At 35.0% G+C, this 21,189-nt stretch carries 18 protein-coding genes, 1 pseudogene and 1 riboswitch; of the genes and pseudogenes, 3 read left to right on the forward strand and 16 right to left on the reverse strand.

Annotated elements, in window-relative coordinates; all coding sequences use genetic code 11:
* Positions 1-153: 153 nt before the first annotated feature.
* The 5 genes from racE to NCCP28_RS04425 all read right to left on the reverse strand — a co-directional run bounded on the left by racE (position 154) and on the right by NCCP28_RS04425 (position 4,769).
* The gene (gene racE, locus NCCP28_RS04405) at positions 154-951 is read right to left on the reverse strand and encodes a glutamate racemase (protein WP_248560157.1); all 798 of its coding nucleotides are present in this window, start codon (positions 949-951) and stop codon (positions 154-156) included.
* A gap of 10 nt (positions 952-961) precedes the next feature.
* Positions 962-1,420 carry a MarR family winged helix-turn-helix transcriptional regulator gene (locus tag NCCP28_RS04410; protein ID WP_248560158.1) on the reverse strand — a complete coding sequence of 153 codons (459 nt, stop codon included), beginning with the start codon at positions 1,418-1,420 and terminating at the stop codon, positions 962-964.
* A gap of 170 nt (positions 1,421-1,590) precedes the next feature.
* Entirely contained in the window at positions 1,591-2,166 is a 576-nt protein-coding gene (locus NCCP28_RS04415) for a DUF421 domain-containing protein (RefSeq protein ID WP_248560159.1), read from the reverse strand.
* Positions 2,167-2,560: 394 nt separating this feature from the next.
* Complete coding sequence (locus tag NCCP28_RS04420) at positions 2,561-4,231, reverse strand: ribonuclease J (RefSeq protein ID WP_282579522.1); 1,671 nt, start codon at positions 4,229-4,231, stop codon at positions 2,561-2,563.
* 313 nt (positions 4,232-4,544) lie between these two features.
* Complete coding sequence (locus tag NCCP28_RS04425) at positions 4,545-4,769, reverse strand: helix-turn-helix domain-containing protein (protein WP_101175759.1); 225 nt, start codon at positions 4,767-4,769, stop codon at positions 4,545-4,547.
* A gap of 473 nt (positions 4,770-5,242) precedes the next feature.
* Between NCCP28_RS04425 and NCCP28_RS04430 the strand changes: the two genes are divergently transcribed.
* Both NCCP28_RS04430 and panE read left to right on the forward strand, forming a co-directional pair.
* On the forward strand, positions 5,243-5,494 hold the full coding sequence (locus tag NCCP28_RS04430; RefSeq protein WP_248560160.1) for a hypothetical protein: 252 nt from the start codon (positions 5,243-5,245) through the stop codon (positions 5,492-5,494).
* A 298-nt stretch (positions 5,495-5,792) separates the two neighbouring features.
* On the forward strand, positions 5,793-6,722 hold the full coding sequence (gene panE / locus NCCP28_RS04435) for a 2-dehydropantoate 2-reductase (RefSeq protein ID WP_248560161.1): 930 nt from the start codon (positions 5,793-5,795) through the stop codon (positions 6,720-6,722).
* Between the two features lie 45 nt (positions 6,723-6,767).
* Here the strand turns inward: panE and NCCP28_RS04440 are convergent.
* The 5 genes and pseudogenes from NCCP28_RS04440 to NCCP28_RS04460 all read right to left on the reverse strand — a co-directional run bounded on the left by NCCP28_RS04440 (position 6,768) and on the right by NCCP28_RS04460 (position 11,740).
* Positions 6,768-7,264 (reverse strand): annotated as a pseudogene (locus NCCP28_RS04440) (GNAT family N-acetyltransferase).
* Between the two features lie 120 nt (positions 7,265-7,384).
* Positions 7,385-8,383 carry a DUF3231 family protein gene (locus NCCP28_RS04445; protein WP_248560162.1) on the reverse strand — a complete coding sequence of 333 codons (999 nt, stop codon included), beginning with the start codon at positions 8,381-8,383 and terminating at the stop codon, positions 7,385-7,387.
* 178 nt (positions 8,384-8,561) lie between these two features.
* Positions 8,562-9,323: a succinate dehydrogenase iron-sulfur subunit gene (gene sdhB / locus NCCP28_RS04450; protein WP_248560163.1), complete on the reverse strand. Its 762-nt coding sequence runs from the start codon at positions 9,321-9,323 to the stop codon at positions 8,562-8,564.
* Between the two features lies 1 nt (position 9,324).
* Positions 9,325-11,088, reverse strand: a complete 1,764-nt coding sequence (gene sdhA, locus NCCP28_RS04455; RefSeq protein ID WP_248560164.1) for a succinate dehydrogenase flavoprotein subunit — start codon at positions 11,086-11,088, stop codon at positions 9,325-9,327.
* 43 nt (positions 11,089-11,131) lie between these two features.
* On the reverse strand, positions 11,132-11,740 hold the full coding sequence (locus NCCP28_RS04460; RefSeq protein ID WP_248560165.1) for a succinate dehydrogenase cytochrome b558 subunit: 609 nt from the start codon (positions 11,738-11,740) through the stop codon (positions 11,132-11,134).
* Between the two features lie 466 nt (positions 11,741-12,206).
* Here NCCP28_RS04460 and NCCP28_RS04465 point away from each other — a divergent pair, with 466 nt between their 5' ends.
* The gene (locus NCCP28_RS04465; RefSeq protein ID WP_248560166.1) at positions 12,207-12,662 is read left to right on the forward strand and encodes a YslB family protein; all 456 of its coding nucleotides are present in this window, start codon (positions 12,207-12,209) and stop codon (positions 12,660-12,662) included.
* A 144-nt stretch (positions 12,663-12,806) separates the two neighbouring features.
* Here NCCP28_RS04465 and NCCP28_RS04470 read toward each other — a convergent pair whose 3' ends face one another.
* The 6 genes from NCCP28_RS04470 to NCCP28_RS04495 form a co-directional block, all read right to left on the reverse strand.
* Positions 12,807-14,786: a methyl-accepting chemotaxis protein gene (locus tag NCCP28_RS04470; RefSeq protein WP_248560167.1), complete on the reverse strand. Its 1,980-nt coding sequence runs from the start codon at positions 14,784-14,786 to the stop codon at positions 12,807-12,809.
* Between the two features lie 359 nt (positions 14,787-15,145).
* Positions 15,146-16,375: an aspartate kinase gene (locus tag NCCP28_RS04475; protein WP_248560168.1), complete on the reverse strand. Its 1,230-nt coding sequence runs from the start codon at positions 16,373-16,375 to the stop codon at positions 15,146-15,148.
* Positions 16,376-16,524: 149 nt separating this feature from the next.
* Positions 16,525-16,706: riboswitch (Lysine riboswitch) on the reverse strand.
* Between the two features lie 64 nt (positions 16,707-16,770).
* Complete coding sequence (uvrC, locus tag NCCP28_RS04480; protein ID WP_248560169.1) at positions 16,771-18,579, reverse strand: excinuclease ABC subunit UvrC; 1,809 nt, start codon at positions 18,577-18,579, stop codon at positions 16,771-16,773.
* A 386-nt stretch (positions 18,580-18,965) separates the two neighbouring features.
* Positions 18,966-19,280, reverse strand: a complete 315-nt coding sequence (trxA, locus tag NCCP28_RS04485; protein ID WP_248560170.1) for a thioredoxin — start codon at positions 19,278-19,280, stop codon at positions 18,966-18,968.
* Between the two features lie 159 nt (positions 19,281-19,439).
* Positions 19,440-20,408: an electron transfer flavoprotein subunit alpha/FixB family protein gene (locus tag NCCP28_RS04490; protein ID WP_248560171.1), complete on the reverse strand. Its 969-nt coding sequence runs from the start codon at positions 20,406-20,408 to the stop codon at positions 19,440-19,442.
* A gap of 28 nt (positions 20,409-20,436) precedes the next feature.
* Positions 20,437-21,177, reverse strand: a complete 741-nt coding sequence (locus tag NCCP28_RS04495; protein WP_248560172.1) for an electron transfer flavoprotein subunit beta/FixA family protein — start codon at positions 21,175-21,177, stop codon at positions 20,437-20,439.
* Positions 21,178-21,189 lie beyond the last annotated feature (12 nt).

Raw genomic sequence — 21,189 nt, forward strand, 5'->3', positions numbered from 1 at the left:
CTCTCTGCGTCACTCCCCTTTTTTGCGGTGCTCATTACCACCAAACGGTAACTCCGCTCCTCAAAAAGTGGGATTCCTCGATAGTCAAACGTTTTCATTCAGCCTGATTTTTTACTATCAAACTTTTTCGACACTCTGAAAACTAAGCTATTGCTAGCTTAGTTTAATTGTTTCCACAGCTTCAATATTTTCATTTAGCCACTTAGATGCAATTCTTGCAAAGATATCTTTTGAACCAGTTGTAAAAAATTGATGTCCCATATTGCTTTTGCAAGAAGCCAGCTGATTATTGTGGGATAAAATCGTGCTTACTTCTCTTGCTGTTTCGGCTCCAGAACTGATTACCTTTACATCAGGCCCCATTTCTTGGCGAATTACTTTTTCCAATAATGGATAGTGGGTACATCCAAGAATTAATGTATCGATTCCTGAACCCTTTAATGGCTTTAATGTTTTTGCTACAATTTTTTTTGCAACCGGCCCTTCATATTCTCCACTTTCTACTAAAGGAACAAACTTAGGACAAGCAAGACTTTCTGTCTTCACACGAAAATTTATCTGTTTTAATGCCTGTTCATATGCTCGACTTTTTACAGTGCCAATTGTGCCAATCATGCCAATATAATTATTTTTCGTCACCTTAATGGCCGTTCTGGCACCTGGTATAATGACTCCAATAACCGGGATAGGAAGCTGTTCCTTTATTTCTTCTAATGCAACAGCAGTTGCTGTATTACAGGCAATAACAAGCATTTTAATATTTCGCTGCAATAAAAACCTTGTCATTTCCCATGTGAATTTTTTAACTTCTTCTCCTGTTCTCGGGCCATATGGACACCTTGCCGTATCTCCTAAGTAAATAATATTTTCATATGGCAGCTGGCGCATAATTTCTTTTGCAACTGTCAGTCCGCCAACTCCCGAATCTATAACACCTATTGCTCTTTCCAAAAAAACCGCCTCATTTTTCTCGCATTTCTTGATGTAGTTTCATAAAATTATCTTTTAGCTGCGATATTTCTTCCAACGTATAATTACCCAAAACTTCTTGCAAATACACTTGTCGTTTTTTTATTACTTCATCTATAAGAACCTTTCCTTCATCTAATAAATGAATGCGCACAACTCGCCGGTCATTTGGATCTTTTACACGTTGCACAAGCTCATTTTTCTCCATCCGGTCCACTAAATCTGTTGTTGTACTAAATGCCAAATACATTTTATTCGAAAGTTCTCCTATTGTCATATCGCCATCTTCAAACAACCATTGAAGAGCCACAAATTGTGGAGGAGTAATCGTATAATCACTTAACAGTTCTCTGCCTTTTTGCTTAATTATTCCTGCTATGTATCTCATATCTTTTTCAATCGTTGCAATAATATCTAAATACTCTTTTGAGTCTTTTTCTTCTATAGTCATATTTACATCTCCTAATTTCTATCCTAATACAATTGATTCTTGTATTGAAAAATATACAAGATGCCCAATAAACCAATTATAATCCACATTTGAATCTTCGTAAATGGATATAGGAACGAGATTATTTTACATGGAATGTTTTTTGGAAGATCTTCAAAAAAAACACCCTGCTATTTATCTATTTCCTCAAATATATTTTCCCTTGTCTCTATGGAATGATGGAGGTTCTCCTCATTCTCTATCTGCTTATTTACCATAGGAAAATATTTCTTCATTAGTTTTTTAAACTCACCTACTGTTAAAGGTTTCGCATCGCCTTGCATTTCATAGCCTATATCTCCATTCGGCTCAATTGTTGCAGTTTTAATATCTTCTATTTTCGCAATCCCCTTATTCCTTAATCTCATTTCCATCTGATCAATAGTTAATCTTAGTTGTTTTAATGTATGTCTTTGCAAAACCCCATCCTTTATCACCACTTTAGCTTTTCCTGTCACTATATTCTCAAAAAAATCCCATTTAAGCTGCAAATATTCCAAAAGAAGTATCGTTACCACAAAAATAGTTGATGCAGCAATTGCCTTAATGACACTATTTTCCACAATCGGCTGTACAATAAGGGTGCCTATAGAAATCATCACAATCGTTTGTGTATGGGTCATTTGAGAAATTGATTTTCTCCCAGCAATCCTCAAAAGAATGATTCCAGAAAGTATTAATACAACACTATGCCAAAAATAATGCATATAGTTTCCTCCTAAACATTATGCTTACACTATAGTGTAAGCAAACAAATAAACCTTATTCTTTCCTCCCTTGCTAATCCCCCATGAAAAAAGAAGATGATTCAAAATAAGAAGCCATCTACACAATTTTTGCGGACAGCTCTTACCTGAATCATCTTCTCTTATTATAGATTTAGCTACCTTCTTCAAAAGATTCCCCAACAATAAAACCTATACATGCCTTTTGGGACTGCAAATACAAAAAGCACTCTTTTTCTAATTCAAAATATCCTGCTCGATTTACTTTAAACGTATATTTACTGTCCAATCATTCAGTAGATTAGTTTTTTAGCATCGATATTAGCAATCAATAAAATTAAACATCTCTTTTTATTTAATAGGGGTTTGCACCCACTTAAATTTCGATTATAATCGGCAGTATCATCGGCCTTCTTCTAGTTTGCGCAAATAAATACTGCCCTACAGATTTTTTAATACTTTGTTTCATGATATTCCATTGTCTAGTATTCTCAGCCTGTAATTCTTCCACTGTTTTTTTCACAAGTCTGTTAACTTCCTTTAAGAGATCGTCTGCATTTCTGGCATATACAAACCCCCGAGTAATAGTATCAGGTCCTGAAATTATTTTTCGTTCCACTTTGTTAATTGTTATCACAATCACTAACATTCCATCTTCGGAAAGCTGTTTTCGGTCTCTCAGCACTATCTGTCCAACATCCCCTACTCCCATTCCATCAATATATGTATCTCCTGCTGGTATTTTTCGTGTTTTTCTGGCAACCTTATTTTGAATATCAACCACATCGCCATTTTGGATAATGAATGTGTTTCCTTTCTCCACTCCAACAGATTCAGCAAGCAAACGATGATGGTGCAGCATTCTATATTCACCGTGGATCGGAATAAAATAAGTCGGCTTCATTAAAGTAAGCATAAGCTTAAGATCCTCCTGATAGCCATGCCCGGAAACATGCATGCCTGTTGTACTTCCCGAACCATAAATCACTTTAGCTCCAAGCTGAAATAAGTTATCAATAATACTCGAGACACTCCGTTCATTCCCAGGTATTGGGGAAGCAGCTAATATAATTGTATCACCAGGATAAATAGCAGCATCTCGATAATTTCCAGTAGCTAAGCGGGCAAGGGCAGCATTTGGTTCGCCCTGGCTTCCTGTACACAGGATAGCTACCTTTTCTGAAGATAATGCATCGATTTCTTGCGCCTCAATCAGCATGCCATCAGGAATAGTTAAATATCCTCGCTCTATTGCTACAGATACTATATTGACCATACTTCTCCCTAACAGTGCAAGTTTTCTATTGGTTTTCGCAGCCGCTTCAACTACTTGCTGTACACGATTTACATTTGAAGCAAATGTAGAAACGAAAATTTTCCCTGTAGCTTTTGTAAAGGCCTCCAGCATATGACCTTCCACCATTCTTTCTGATGGTGTTAGACCAGGACGTTCTGCATTTGTACTTTCTGATATAAGAACAAGCACTCCTTCCTGACCAATATCAGCCATTTTATGAATATCAGAATATTCATTATTCATAGGAGTTAAATCAAATTTAAAATCCCCAGTATGGACGACGTTTCCTTCTGGTGTATGCAAAACGATTCCCAGACAATCTGGAATACTATGATTAGTTTTGAAAAAGGACGTTTTTATTTTCCCAAATTCTATTTCTGTTTTGGAGTTAATCTCAATTAGTTTTGTATCCCTTTTCAGCTTATGTTCATCTAATTTTAATTCAATTAACCCTAGTGTAAATGCTGTCGCATAGATGGGAACATTTATTTTTCTTAAAAAATAGGGAATGCCTCCAATATGATCTTCATGGCCATGTGTCACTACTAATGCACGAATTTTATCCTTATTTTCTTCTAGATAAGAAATATCAGGAATAATTAAATCAATTCCTAACAAACTCTCATCTGGAAACTTTCCTCCACAATCAATGATTACAATATCATCTGCATATTGAATAACATACATATTTTTCCCGATTTCATTTATGCCGCCCAAAGCGAATATTGCTAAGTTTTCTTTCGTTTGCAAATTTATTCCTCCCATACTAATTTGTTATCATTAGTATGGCTTTATGAAACAGCATTAATTATTGCTTTTACAAATTAATTTTTATAAATAAAAAATGAATTAATAATAAATATAGTAAATTTAGGCAGGATTTAATTTTTGAGAATTCCTATCGTGCAATTTTTTCTTTAGCTATTTGATGGAATGGTTCTTATCAATCCTAAAAAAAACAATGGCTTATCTCCCTTTATTTTATGCAAAAGAAGATGATCCAAAATAAGAAGCCATTCACGCAATTTTCGCGAGCAGTTCTTATCTGAATCATCTTCTCTGATTATAGTTTTAGCTCTCCCATTCTAAGGAGCTCTACAACAGCCTGTGAACGCCCCTTAACGCCCAGCTTTTGCATTGCATTTGAAATATGATTTCGAACTGTTTTTTCGCTTATGAATAAATCACTTGCGATTTCTTTTGTTGTTTTATCTTGTACTAACAGTTCAAACACTTCTCTTTCCCTTTTCGTTAGTAATGGCTTGTGAGTAAATTCATTCTCCTTCAAGTAGTATAACCCTCCTTGCCTACACCAGCTATGAACTTTGGGATGGGTATTATCATAGTCTGAATATAGTATGTAAGGAGAAGCCTTGGAGTGACTACATTTCTGTAAAATCGGAATGCTTTTTTCTTTTTTGCTTTTTTAAACTAAACAAAAAAGAAAACGCTTTATAAATTAATTATATTCTTAGATTTTTTCCTGCTGATATTTTAATCATGGACTGCCAGCATAAATACATAATTATTCCTGCATACATGTTTCAAGTGCAACTCCTTGAACGAAAATATTTTTAGAAAGTAATTATTCAGTATTTAACTATTAGCGAAATCCCTTAAACAAAATAAATATGAACTTTCAATTTTATACATATTCCCCACTATTAACAAGGGAAATCCTTCTATTTTAAGTATAATAAATACAAACCATTATGAAGAAGGGGAAACTGCATAAAAAAAATACTGGGCTTAATATTTATTTTGCTAATTGGAGTAATAGCCACTGCTTGTAGCAATGAAACAATAAAAACAGAAGAGGTTATTCAAAAAAAAGAAAAGCAAAATAATAATGGAACAGCAGATTACAGCTACACACTAAAATTAAAAATATCTGATGGCCAATCCAGCGAGATTTTTGAAAAAAATGGTCAATTATCCTTTTCAAATGATGGTGCCTTAAAAATAACGCGAGATTGGGAAGACCATGTTGAAATTGAAGATGCGGCAATTTAAATTGGCTAAAAGGAGAATACATAGTACTCTTTTTTATAAACGATACAACAAACAGATTCCCTACTGGAAACATTATGATTTCCCCTGCCTTTTTATCGCTTTATTTTCTTAAAGAGAATCGTTGCCACTTTGAAAAGTTTTTTATTTATCCGGCATGAACGGACAATAAGGCCCCGCTGCTTGCAGATTCATTTTACTAAAAATATTTTCCTCCCTCCATGTTTTTATATTTTGTGTAAAATTGTTCTTAAATGCTACAATAAAAAAAACAGTCTATATACTAGAAAGGAAGAATCGCATGCGCATACTTATATTAGGAGCTGGAGGCGTTGGCGGCTACTTCGGCGGCCGTCTAGTAGAAAAAGGAGAAGATGTTACTTTTTTAGTAAGGGAAAATAGAAAAAAACAGCTGAAAAAAAATGACCTAGTTATCCGAAGTGTAAACGATGATTATTCTTTTACCCCTAAATTAATCACAGCTAAAGACACTAACGAAATATTTGATGTTGTCCTTTTTTCTACAAAGTCTTACCATTTGGAAAATGCTATAAAAGATTTAAAACCTTTTGTCAGAGACCATACCGTTATTATTCCTCTTCTAAATGGCATCGCACATGTACCTATATTAAAAGATGCTTTTGGAGAAGAAAAAGTTATTGGAGGCTTATGTTTTATTGAAACCACCTTAAATGATAATGGTGATGTAGTGCAAACAAGTAAAGCTGCAAAACTTGTTTATGGGGAATTTGAAGGAAAAGAAACAGAACGCATCCGTAAAATTGCTGATGCATTCAGCGGGACGAAAGCTGAGTTTGTGCTGAGCAGCGCTATTGAAAAAGAAATGTGGCATAAATATATGTTTATTACAGTCATGTCAGGCGTTACTTCCCTTATGCGTGCTCCAATCGGCCCTATCCGCGAAAGTGATGGAGGGCGAAACATTATTCGCCAGCTATTTACAGAATGTGCGGCTATTATGACCGCCTATAATGCTCCAATCAGCGAAACAATTATTGACGATCATATGAAAACAATGGATGCCATTGGATATGGAATGAAATCTTCGATGCAGCGGGATATGGAAAAAAACGCGTTTGTCGAAGGAGATCATTTGCAAGGTTATCTGCTAGAACTTGCTCAAGCAAAAAATATCCATGCACCATTGATGGAACTTGTCTATCAAAATATCAAGGTATATAAAAAAATGCTTCAAAAACAAAATCGATAATAAAAAGGAACCTTTTCTCTTATTTTAAAAAAAGGTTCCTTTTCGTTAAATAAATAGCACCATAAGTTCTTCATCATAATAAATGCCATTAACTTTTAATGCCTTTTTATCTATTCCATATGTTTGAAACCCTAATGATTGGTATAATTTAATTGCTCCTTCATTACCTGATACTACCCCCAAATAAATTTGTTTTAGTTGCTTGAGCCCCTTTGCGTAATTAATTGCTTCTTTCATTAACTTTTTCGCAGTTCCTCTGCCGCGATATTTTGGTTTCACATACATTGCAACAATATTGCCTCTATGCTTCATTTTATTTTTTTGCTCTACAATTAAGGTTACTGCACCGATCAATTGATTTTTTTCAAATGCTCCAAAAGTAAAATTATCATTATTCATTAACCTGTTTGCAAAACTTCTACAGAAAAATGGACTTCCTCTTCATAACTAGAACCAAAAGCTTCAGGATGATTCTTCAATGCTTCTAATCGTATATCTTGATATACGGATGCATCTTCTGTATGTAATATTCTTATCTCCATATGACGACACCCCATTGATAAAATAAATGATTTTCCATTTCATTATATCAATAAGTACATATTCGACGTAAAAATCAGATGTTCTTTTGATGCTTGTTTCAATTCCAGCAGCTAAATTGATTATTTGCTTAATTGATCTCGATCCATTCCTGGGGGCTCCTCCATCCATCCATGATCTATCATTGCCATTACTCCCTCTCTAGTGTATTCATACACATCTTTTGCCAAAAGCGCTAATTTCAAATTCACATCATTACGCAAGCTAAAACCTGCGCCGAAACTTTGGCCGCCCAGGCTAAAGTTGCACATTAAATAAGTGCAGAACATCATTAATTTATCTGAAAATGGAGATTCTGTAGAACTTGTGATATTTCCCCCGGAGGTTGCTGGGGCATATATATCATCATTAATCAGCATATTTCCCATCTCTGAAAGTATACTTTTAGATAAATTTTTTCCTTTTAGAAAATATTTTTTAATATCCGGATTTTTTGCACATTGAGCAAAGCCTGTTATCATTTGCATGCCAACTATATTTGTTTCAATCCCATGATAAATATATCCATATTCTATGGTATTTAGTTTTCTTTTTTGTCCCAATATATTTGTTCCTTTTAAATAAGCTTTGTCTGTAATATAGTCCACCGTTTTAGGCATATTGATGAAATTAGGGGCTAACAGCATGTCTTCTTCCATTAAATAGTTGGTAAATTGTTCATAATAGTTTTGCGTTAAAGCAGATAACTGTTGATACAATTTAATTATATCTTCACGATATGCCATCGTTAAATGCAATGTATACAAGCCCATGCTTATTTCCTTTAATATTCTGCATAGCATAATATCAAACCTATTATCATATAGCTTTGGTGCATAAATATTAACATCACTGCTCGTGAATCCCGTAGGAAGAGCGGCTCTTTCTTCTTTAAATAGTTGTTTAATTTCTTCTACTTTTGGATGAAGCTCTTTCCATAAGCCTTCCATTAACTTTTTTGCTTGTTTATCTTCAGCTGTTTCAATAAAGTATTCAAGTATTCTTAAAATCATTGTTTTCTTTTGAAAGGTCATCCATAAAGCACCCAACTCAGTTGATGATAATTTCCTTTTTTTCGCCACTATACCAATTCCCTTCATTAAACAAATATTAATTATATAGTGTGATATTAGCTGGTTATTATACAATTATTGTAAAACAACTCATGCTTATAGTTTCCTTAACATTTATAAAGTAATCCGTCTTTTCTTTAACACATAAAAAAACTCGCCTTTAGACGAGTTTTTTATCCCTATTCCTTTATACATTATCACTGCCAAAAAAGTTTTTAAACGCTTGTAATGTTGTTTCCCTATTTAGGGAAGCAATAGATGTAGTTAATGGGATTCCTTTTGGACAAGATTGTACACAATTTTGTGAATTGCCGCAGTTGGCAAGACCGCCGTCTCCCATAATCTGCTCTAGTCTTTCTGCTTTATTCATGCTGCCTGTTGGATGTGCATTAAAAAGACGCACTTGCGATAAAGGCGCAGGCCCCATAAAATCTGCTTTGCTGTTTACATTTGGACAAGCTTCTAAGCAGACGCCGCATGTCATGCATTTTGATAATTCATATGCCCATTGCCTTTTTTTCTCTGGCATTCTTGGTCCAGGTCCTAAATCGTACGTTCCATCAATAGGAATCCATGCTTTTACCTTTTTTAATGAATCAAACATTCTGCTTCTATCCACTTGCAGATCTCGAACAACAGGAAATGTTCGCATTGGCTCTAAGCGAATTGGCTGTTCCAACTGATCAACTAAAGCAGTGCATGATTGTCTTGGTTTTCCATTAATAACCATCGAACAAGCTCCGCAAACTTCTTCTAAACAATTCATATCCCAAGCAATAGGAGTGGTTTGTTCTCCTTTGCTTGTTACTGGATTTCTTCTAATTTCCATCAATGCAGAAATTACATTCATATTGGGACGATACGGCAAAATAAATTCCTCTACATAGGAAGAAGAATCGGGATCATCTTGTCTAGTAATCTGAAAAGTTACTGTTCTTGTTTCTCCCATTTTAATTCACTCCTTCTTTTTGTTTCGAGTAATCACGTTTTCTTGGTTTTATTAAAGATGTATCTACCTCTTCATAATGAAAATGAGGAGCTTGTGATTCAGAGACAAATTTGGCCATTGTAGTTTTTAGGAAGTCTTCATCATTTCTATCTGGGAAATCTGGTTTATAATGGGCCCCTCTGCTTTCATTTCGATTATAAGCGCCAATTGTTATTACCCTTGCAAGCTGCAGCATATTGGAAAGCTGTCTTGTAAATGCTGCTCCTTGATTGCTCCATTTTGCAGTATCATTAATATTAATTTTTTTATATCGTTCTAAAAGTTCTTGAATTTTATTATCTGTCGCTTGTAATTTATCGTTATAGCGCACAACTGTTACATTATCGGTCATCCATTCTCCTAATTCTTTATGGAGAATATATGCATTTTCATTTCCATCAAGCTTCATAATCCCATCCCATTTTGCTTGCTCTTCTGAAACTGCTTGCTCAAAAAGGCTAGAAGATAAATCTTCTGCACTTTTTTTCAATCCGCTAATATAGCTTACTGCATTTGGCCCAACTACCATTCCTCCATATATTGCTGAAAGGAGGCTATTTGCGCCTAAACGGTTTGCTCCATGTTGGGAATAATCGCATTCACCAGCCGCAAACAATCCAGGAATATTTGTCATCTGATCATAATCGACCCATAATCCGCCCATAGAATAGTGAACAGCTGGGAAAATTTTCATTGGAACTTTCCGTGGGTCTTCTCCCATAAATTTCTCATATATTTCAATGATTCCGCCTAATTTAATATCTAGCTCTTTCGGGTTTTTATGAGAAAGGTCCAGGTATACCATATTTTCGCCATTAATGCCGAGCTTCTGATCAACACAAACATGGAAAATTTCACGTGTTGCAATATCCCTTGGCACTAAGTTTCCATATGCAGGATATTTCTCTTCAAGAAAATACCATGGTTTCCCATCTTTATATGTCCATATCCGACCACCTTCACCGCGGGCAGATTCACTCATTAGCCGCAGCTTATCATCGCCTGGAATAGCAGTTGGATGTATTTGGATAAATTCCCCATTTGAATAATACGCTCCTTGCTGATAAACAATCGAGGCTGCTGATCCTGTGTTAATAACTGAGTTGGTCGATTTCCCAAATATTATTCCTGGTCCACCTGTCGCCATGACAACAGCATCAGCTGGAAATGCTTTTATTTCCATTGTTTTTAAATTTTGCGCCTTAATTCCTCTACATACACCCTCATTGTCAATAATAGCTCCCAAGAATTCCCAACCCTCATATTTGACAACAAGTCCATCTACTTCAAACTTTCTCACTTGTTCATCTAATGCATATAATAACTGCTGCCCTGTTGTTGCTCCTGCAAATGCAGTCCGGTGGTATTGAGTTCCTCCGAAGCGTCTGAAATCCAACAATCCTTCAGGCGTTCTATTAAACATTACTCCCATGCGATCCATCAAATGAATGATTCCAGGCGCTGCCTCTGCCATCGCTTTAACTGGAGGCTGATTTGCCAAGAAGTCTCCTCCATAAACCGTATCATCAAAATGTTCCCACGGGGAATCTCCTTCTCCTTTTGTATTAACAGCCCCATTTATACCGCCTTGTGCACATACAGAATGTGATCTTTTTACTGGCACAAGCGAAAACAATTCTACGGGAGTACCTGCTTCTGCTACTTTTATTGTTGCCATTAGTCCGGCTAAACCGCCACCGACAATAATTACTTTTCCTTTACTCATTTTGCTTCACTCCCCCTTAACTATCACCCTAGTAAACTCTGTTTTAAATAAATGCGAATAATGCCCGTACTCCGACAATAGATAAAGCGATAAAAACACCGATTGTCACATATGTAGATATTTTTTGCGATTTCGGTGAAACCGTAATTCCCCAACTAACACAGAAAGACCATAAACCATTAGAAAAATGAAAAATAGTAGAAATTACACCAACTAGATAAAATGCAAACATAAATGGATTTGCCAAGTTTTCCTGCATCATTTCATAATTTACTTCTTGTCCCATAGCTGCTGCTATTCTTGTTTCCCAAATATGCCAAATAATGAATATCAAGGTAATAACTCCGGTTAATCGTTGCAGATAAAACATCCAATTCCGAAAATATCCGTAGTTTTTTGTATTATTTTTTGCGGTAATCGCAATATAAATTCCATAAAAAGCATGATAAATGATTGGTAAAAATATCACAAAGATTTCTAGTATGTAACGAAATGGTAAATGTTCCATAAATGAAGCCGCCTTATTAAAGGCTTCAGGACCTTTTGTAGCAAAATGATTAACGACGAGATGTTGAATAAGAAAGACGCCTACTGGAATAACACCAAGCAGTGAATGAATCCTTCTATACAGAAACTCCCGATTTGTTGCCATTAACTTCCCCCCCAATTGATGAAAAAACATTTTTTGATTTTAAACGATTACAACACCAAATTTTCTTACAATTTAGTGACAATTTAATTGTACTCCCTATAAAATCCAAGGTCAAGAAAACGGATACATAATTTATAAGTTCTTTTGCAAAACCAGCCTTATCTTATCTATATGATACTTACAAAAAAATATTTACCCTATATTTCCTTGAATACTTGCCTTTTTATGTGAAATGATAGTAATAGAACTGCTTCTTTTCTGTAGATGATTTTTTATTTTCATTTCCAGTTTCCAACTGAAAAATGCGATTAATTCTTATGCAATCTTCCTTTTTTCTTATGCTTTTTTTAAGGTTTTAAAGTATACTATTAGAGCAATATATATTTTTATACAATACTAATAAAAAATATCTAATACGTTTTTTTGAAAATATATATAAATAGAATTGTAGAAAGAGGAGAGATTATTGAGCGAACTAACATCTGTAGAAGAGAAATCAAAGGTGGAAGAAGAACCTCTTACTGTCCCTGCATATGGATATGAATTATTGCGTGAAATATTAATACCCGATTTATTAGGAAGAGACACACCCGATTTGCTGTATTGGGCGGGAAAAAGAATTGCAAGAATGTTTCCATTAGAAAATATAGAAGATGCCCGCAGTTTTTTTGCAAAAGCAGGTTGGGGAACTTTAGAAATTGCCAAACAGACAAAAAATGAAATAGAGTATACCATTACAAGTCCATTAATAGAAAAAAGATTAAAAGAAAAGGGCAAATGTTCTTTTCAACTAGAAGCAGGATATTTAGCCCAGCAGCATGAACACTCAAAACAGGTTATCGCTGAAGCTTTTGAGGACCCAAAAAGAAGAAATAAAAAAATAATGATTACAGTCCGTTGGGATAGCAAAGATCCTGCTTAAAAAAGACTATTAATATTTCTAAAGCAAAAAGGCGAAGAAAATGCAGCATTTTCTTCGCCTTTTTTAGATATTTCTCCTGAAAAAAGCTGGTGTAATCATAAACAAGTTCCTTTTAGAGAATAATAAACCATGTTTTTTAAGTCATTATATTTTAAATTGTTCAATACTAGTATGCAGTTCCTCAGCAAGTTGGGATAAAGATACAGCTCCAGCGCTTATCTCTTGAATTGCAGCAAGCTGTTGTTCTGTGGTGCTGGCTATCTCTTCTGAATAAGCAGCATTTTCATCTGCAATCACCAGCAATTTATTTGCAGTTGCTGAAACACCTTGTACTCCAATTGATATTTGGTCTGATAATAATGCTACTTCTTCAATTCGCGGATACACTGTTTGCACATTTTGAATGATTGTAGTAAATGTCTGTGTTGTTTTATTGGAAGTTTTAATGCCTGCTTCTACATTTTCTGTTACTAACTTCATCCCTTTTGCTGCTGATTCTGTATCTTTTAGAATCCTTGCAATAATTTTTGTAATTTCTTTCCCAGATTCTTCAGATAGTTTCGCAAGTTTTCCAACTTCTGTAGCTACAACCGCAAATCCCTTTCCTGTTTCTCCAGCTCTTGCAGCTTCAATACCTGCATTTAGCGCCAATAGCTTCGTTTGCTTTGCAATGCCGTTCATTACATCTACAATATTGTGAATCTCTTTTGATTGTTCTTGCAATAATTGAATTTGTTTATTAGAAGATACCACAGATTGATGCATTTCATTCATTTGAGCTACCGTTTCTTTAACCGATTCTTCTCCTTCTTTCGCCTGTTTTGCTGTTAATGTTGTTAATTCAACAGCCATCATGGCGTTTGCTGCCACTTGTTTTATATCTGTTGCCGCCTGATCTAATGCTTCCGCATTTTTTGTTAAATTTTCATTTTGCATTTCTGTTCTGCTTACAACTTCTTGCAGAGTGGCAGCTACATAATCAGATGTTGTAGCTGTTTGGCCAGAACTTGTCATAAATTGTTCGGATGCAGCCGCAATATGCTCTGATTTCTCATTGACCTCTTTAATGATTTTATGTAAACTTTGTGACATATGTTGGAATGCTTTCAACACTTCGCCAATTTCATCTCTTCTAGTAACAGCTATTTTCTCTGTTAAATCGCCACTGCTGACTTTTAAAGCAACCCTTTTCAGCAGGTTCAATGGTTGTGTAACTGATTTAATAATTATATAAACAAGTATTCCTCCAACAAGCAAGGAACAAATAATAATAAAGATGGTTTGCTGCAAAATTGGCTTTGTCATTGCCTGTATTTCAGAATTATTTATTATACCTGCAATTTTCCAGCCAGTTAGTTTATTTGTAATATATACCATCTGTTGTTCTTTTCCATTTGTTTTATATGACACGTTTCCAGATTGTCTTTTATAAATAGATGATACAACCGAATCATTGGCTTTTATTCCTATTTTTCCATCTGGATGAACCACATAATACATATCCTCATTTAATATGACAACATGTCCCTCCTTGCCAATTTTTACGTTCGATGTGAGATTTTCCAAACTTTTCAGACTAACCTCCAAAGCAACTACTCCTGTTTTGTCCTCCGTCTGTGATGCAATCGCAACCACTAAATTATTAGTGATAACAGATATATATGGTTTGGTGATTGTTATATCTCCATTTCTTTTTACAGCTTCTTTATACCAAGTTTCTTCCTTTACATTAAAATCCTTCTCTAAAACATTTTGGGGATATTGAACAATTGTTCCATCGTTTCCTCCAAAAAATACACTCTCCATATCAGGATGAAACTGCATATACTCCGCAAACGTCTCTCTTATAGATGGAATACTTTCAATACTATTGCTATCATATTTTATTATTTTTGAAAGGATAGCCGTATCATAGATTCTTGGCTCCACCGTATCTTTGATGATAGAATCTAATATTTTTACATTTTCTTTTGCAGTCTGCATAAATTGACTATTCAATTCTTCTTTGGCTTTCAAATAGGAAAAAGCACCTAATATAGCACTTGGAATAATTAAAATAAGAGCAAAGGAAACAATCAATTTCTTTTTCATACTTAATCCCGGTCCTTTAGTCCGTATTTTCATTTGCTAACCTCCCATCCACTAGTTCATTTATCCTTAATATTAACATAAACTAAAGCGCTTTCAATACTTTTTTCATAAAACTCCTTTTTTATTGGTATTTTTACCATTATTGATTTTTGAAAAATAAAGGATAAAAATAACAGTTTGCATTAATAAATAAGAAATAAAATTTATTTTTAATACATACAAAAAAAGCTCACCTATACTAATAGATAAGCAAAATTTTTATAAAGTGAAACTTCAATCAGATTTTTACAGACAGTCATCCCCCACCTAGATTTCTCGTTTTCTCTTATAGTCCCTGAGCGGGGATGTTACTGCCCGTTAATGCGTGATAAAGATTAAATGACCTAACTTGCTTATGCAATGACTGGTACAGAACTCAATTCAAAAGCATCATGCAACGCTTCTACTGCCTGCACCATTTTCTCTTTGACAATAACAGTTGATACTTTAATTTCTGATGTACTTACCATCTTAATGATAATATCTTCAGATGCCAATACTTTAAACATATCAGCTGCAACACCTGGATTGGAAATCATGCCAGAACCAACAATGGAAACTTTAGCTAATCCTTGTTCAGATGTTACCTTTTCATAAGACAAAGCTGCTTTATTTTCTTCCAGCACTTTTACTGTTTCTGCTAAATCACTATCTTTAATAGAAAACGATACATTCATTGTTTTTTGATCTGTTAAACTTTGAATGATAATATCTACATTAATATGATGTGCAGCCAGTGTAGTAAAAATGGTAGATAGGCTTGTTAAAGGATTCTTTAATCCAAATACCGTCACACTAGTAATATTATCTTCAAAAGCTACTCCTCTAACAACTAAATTTTGCTCCATTGAAACTTCCTCCTCGATAATGGTTCCTTCTTCACGTTCCATACTTGATCGTACTACTAGGGGCACTTGGTAATTTTTTGCATATTCAACAGCACGAGGATGAAGTACACCTGCACCTAAATTTGCAAGTTCTAGCATTTCATCATAAGATACCGACAGCAGTTTTCTTGCATTTTTGATATAACGTGGATCTGTTGTAAAAACGCCTGTAACATCTGTATAAATATCACATTTATCTGCTTTAAGGGCTGCAGCTAACGCAACCGCAGTGGTATCCGAACCGCCTCGGCCAAGCGTTGTAATGGCTCCTTCTTCTGTTGCGCCTTGAAATCCTGCAACAATCACTACTTTTCCCAACTTTAATTGTGCTTGGATTCTCTCTGCTTCTATATTTAAGATGCGGGCATTTCCATGAACCCCTTCTGTTTGAATTCCGGCTTGCCATCCAGTGAAAGATATAGCATCCACTTGTTTTGCATTCAGCGCCATCGCCAAAAGACTAATCGTTATTTGCTCACCTGTAGAAAGCAGCACATCCATTTCTCTTTTAGATGGACGCTCAGTTAATTCACCAGCAAGATTCACTAAATCATCTGTTGTTTTGCCCATTGCAGATACAACAACAACTACGTCATTTCCTCTTTGTTTCTCTTCTATAACTCGTTCAGCTACATTTTTTATTCTTTCTGCACTACCTACAGATGTACCGCCAAACTTTTGTACTACTAATCCCACTGCATTCCCTACTTTCCATTTGTCTAATTAGAAGCCTTTTTATGTTTTGCTTTCATGAGCTTTTTTTATTATAAACAATCTTTTAGGCAATAAAAAAAGCAATGAGAAGGTCTCATTGCCGTGCAGAAAAATATCATCGTGTGCACAAACAGTGAGATAGCCCTCCAAAACAGTTCCTTGTTTTGACAGTCTTGCATTTATTTAATGCAAAACCAGCAAAGAAAACAATGAGTTTTTCTTCGCTTCGGCGAACTGACCCTTTCATAATCCTTCGTTGAAGCTCATCCTTCTCCGGATTATTACTATTGAAGTTCGCACCTCTACCATCACTTATTAAGTATAAGTTGCCATCATTGTAGCACACATTTTTTCATCATACAATCATTTTTTACATTTTATTCATTTTCTTGTACATGTTTATCTGGATAATTTTGTTCTTTTAATTTGATTATCAGCTCTTCGGCAATATTTGCAGGTATCCCAATCGCACGAAATTCATCTATTTTTGCTTCTTTCATTTTTTTTACAGAGCCAAATGTTTTTAATAATAGTTTGCGCCGTTTTTCTCCAATTCCGGGAATTTCATCTAAAAGGGACTGAAACGCATTTTTGCCCCTAAGTTGGCGATGAAAAGTAATGGCGAAACGGTGCACTTCATCTTGAATTCTTTGCAGCAAATAAAATTCTTGGCTATTGCGCGCTAGTGGAATGATTTCCAATGGATTTCCAAATAAAAGCTGCGACGTTCGGTGTTTTTCATCTTTTGCTAATCCGGCAACTGGTATATCTAGCCCAAGTTCATCAGCCAGTATTTCTCTTACAGCTTCTAGATGCCCTTTCCCTCCATCAATAATAATTAAATCAGGCAAAGGAAGACCTTCCTTTAGTACCCTTTGATACCTTCTTCGCACCACTTCTCTCATAGAATTGTAATCATCGGGTCCTTCTACTGTTTTTATTTTATACTTTCTATATTCTTTTTTAGCTGGCTTTCCATCAATAAATACAATCATTGCAGATACGGGATTTGTTCCTTGAATATTGCTGTTATCAAATGCTTCAATTCGATGTGGAGTATAAATCCCCATTTGCTTACCTAAATTCTCCACTGCTTTAATTGTCCGATCTTCATCACGGTCAATTAAAGCAAATTTTTCGCTTAATGCATTTTTTGCATTTTTATTTGCCAAAAGAACCAGGTCCTTTTTCTGTCCTCTTTGGGGTTTTAATACTTTTACATCTAGCAGTTCCTCTACCATTTCACCTTGGATGGAATCTGGCAATAAAATTTCTTTCGGCTTAAAATGATTTTCCTTTTCATAGAATCGTCCAAAAAAGGTCAGCATTTCCTCCTCTGGCTCTTGATACATCGGGAACATGCTGACATCCCTTTCAATCAGTTTTCCTTGTCTAATAAAAAACACTTGAACGCACATCCAGCCTTTATCATAAGAATAGCCAAAAACATCTCTGTCCACTAAGTCTGTCATCGTCATTTTTTGTTTTTCCATCGTTGCTTCAATATGGGCAATCTGATCGCGATACTCTTTTGCCCGCTCAAAATCTAATTCTTCTGCAGCAGCCGTCATTTTTTCTGTCAGTTGCTTTTTGATTTCTTTATATCCGCCATTAAGAAAACTGGTAATTTCATCAACAATTTTTTTATACTCTTCTTGTCCAATATCTTTGACACATGGAGCCAAACACTGGTCCAAATGGTAATATAAGCAGACCCTATCTGGCAATGTATTGCATTTGCGCAATGGATAAATGCGATCAAGCAATTTTTTCGTTTCATTGGCTGCTTGCACATTAGGATATGGGCCAAAATATTTGCCTTTATCTTTTTTTACTTTTCTCGTTGTAATCAGCCTTGGATGCTTTTCTGCTGTTAATTTAATAAATGGATAGCTTTTATCGTCTTTTAGCATGATATTATATTTGGGATCATGCTTTTTAATTAAATTAAGCTCTAATATTAAAGCTTCTATATTAGAAGAGGTAATAATATATTCAAAATCCTCAATTTCATTAACAAGTCTTAATGTTTTTCCATCATGGGAACCTGTAAAATAAGACCGCACTCGATTTTTTAATACTTTTGCTTTTCCTACATAAATAATGGTGCCCTGCCGATCTTTCATTAAATAACATCCAGGCTGATCAGGTAAGAGCATCAGTTTATTTTTAATGGTTTTATTCATCGTCTTCCTCCCTGAATGCCAATGTATAGAAGCATTAAAATTGGCTATGAGTATATTTTTATTCTTTCCTTTTCCCTCAAAAAATAGGATTTGTTCACTTATCCTTTATTAGCATAATGGCTGGAGAATGATTTCAGCAAGAAAAAAGCAATAATATAAATGGCAATGTTCGGGGATAAAAGGATTGTTTTATCAGGAAAATCATTCATTAGGGCTTATAATAAGGCTTTTTAAACTGACCTGTTGCTTTGCGCCTGCTGCTCTAATGAACATCCCCCACTAAAAATTTAGCACAGCCTATAATAAAAAGAGGCGGTATTCACTTGATAATCAATTTTAAATAAAACAAAAAAATAGTGAAGAACAATTTGTTCTTCACATTTTTTTTAAACATGTTTTCCTAATAATTCAGCAAGTGCTTCTTTTGGTTGGAATCCAACTACCTTATCTACCACTTCTCCATCTTTAAATACCAATAAAGTTGGAATGCTCATTACACCAAATTTTGATGCTGATCCTTGGTTTTCATCTACGTCTACTTTCACGATTTTTGCTTTATCGCCCAGTTCAGCATCTAATTCTTCTAAAACTGGAGCAATCATTTTACAAGGTCCGCACCATGGTGCCCAAAAATCTACAAGCACTACACCTGAACCTGTTTCTGTTTCAAAGTTTTGATCTGTTGCATGTGTTATTGCCATTTAAAAAGCCTCCTCAAAATGTTAACTTATAATATCGAAAGTATACCATCGAATTGATTTTGATGCTAATAATTTGTTTCATCTCTAATTTCCCCGATAATTACTTTATCTATGCGAAAGAGCATTTTGCATATCGGTGTGTAAGCCATTTAACTATCCTTATTTATATGATTCTAGCTCTTTTATTAATGCTGGCAACACTTCAAATATATCTCCAACCACTCCATAATCCGCTTCCTCAAAAATGGGGGCTTTTTGATCATTATTGATGGCAACTACTGTTTTGGCTGCATTCATTCCAACAATATGCTGAATTGCCCCGGAAATGCCGCAAGCTATATATATATCTGGAGAAACGGTTTTGCCAGTTTGGCCAATAAGCAAAGAAATATCTGCAACTCCTAAATCCACAGCCCCTCTTGATACCCCTACTGTTCCGTCAACTAAACTGGCTAGCTGCTGCAATAAATGATACCCTTCTTCATTTTGAAGCCCTCTTCCTCCTGCCACAATAACTTTTGCATCTAGTAAATCTTTTCTGCTTTCTGAACTTTTTTCCATTTGTATTAATGGAAAAATCGGTGCTTTTTTATCTATTTTCATTTCTTCTATTGGTATGTTCTTTTGCTCCTTTTTCATGGGCATTTTAAAAGAGTTAGGTTTTAGGGTGATAATAAATTGAGGAAAATCAATATTTATGATTTGATGGAGTTTCCCTGAAAAAACAGGCATTGTTGCCCTCATTGCATTATCTTTTCTCTGCAAGTCCATAACATTAGAAAATAATGGAAATGACAACTTCTCGCTTATATATGGGGCAACAGCTTTTCCGAATTCTGTATTGCCGAAGATGATTTTTGTTGGTTTTTCTTTTTCTATAATTTTTTGTAAACATGAATTATACATTTCTACTATACGCTCTTTTTTATCCAATGATGTCCAAACTATTTTTGCTGCTGAATAATAAGATATTTCCTGGCAAATAATTTCTGTCGGTTTTTCTCCACAAAAAATTATAATAATCTCCCCATCTTCTGATAGGTTTTCTGCAGCTGCTAAACATTCTAATGTTATGGGGCGAAGATTCCCCTCATAAACCTCCCCAATAACTGCTATTTTTTCTGCCATAATTTTTCCTCCCTTCTACAAGAAACTCTTATAATAATTTTTTTAAGATGCCAGCAAGTTTCATTATTTGTGTTTGATTATCTCCCATAAAAATTTGATTTTTTCTATTTTTAATGGGAAGTTCATATTGAATAGCAAGAGTGGATGGTTCGTGGTCTAGTTGTGGCTGTATTTTCTCTAATGGTTTTCTTTTTGCTTTCATAATGCTTGCCACATTCGGTAGTCTCGGAGAATTAAATCCTTGAGGAACTGTTATTAAAAGTGGAAGCACTCCTCTGTAGGCCTCTATTGCATCGCCTGCTTTTTTTCTAATTAGTGCTTGATTCTTTTCAATTTCTATTGATGCGATATTGGTTAAATAGGGAACATTCAATCTCGCAGCAACTCTTGGTCCAACTTGGCCACTGCCCCCATCTATTGCAAATGAACCGGAAATGATTAAATCAAAAGGCATAGTTTTAATAAAGTCAGCAATTGCTTGGGCTATTTGCCAAGCTTCTGCTTTAAGATCATTCATTAGCAAATGTATGCCCTTATCAGCCCCCATCGCTAATGCAAGCCGGAGCTGTTTTTCGGCATATTCATCTCCTGCACATACTGCTGCAACATTGCCGCCATATTTCTCTTTTAGGCGAATAGCTGCTTCTAACGCAATTTCGTCCAATGGATTAATGATAAAAGAGACATCAGAATAATCAATTTCACCACTTTCTAATTTTATTTGCTGTTCCGAATCGATTGCTCTAGACAGCAATACGATAATATTCATACAAAACTCTCC

Source organism: Niallia sp. NCCP-28, assembly GCF_023168165.1.
GTDB lineage: Bacteria > Bacillota > Bacilli > Bacillales > Cytobacillaceae > Niallia.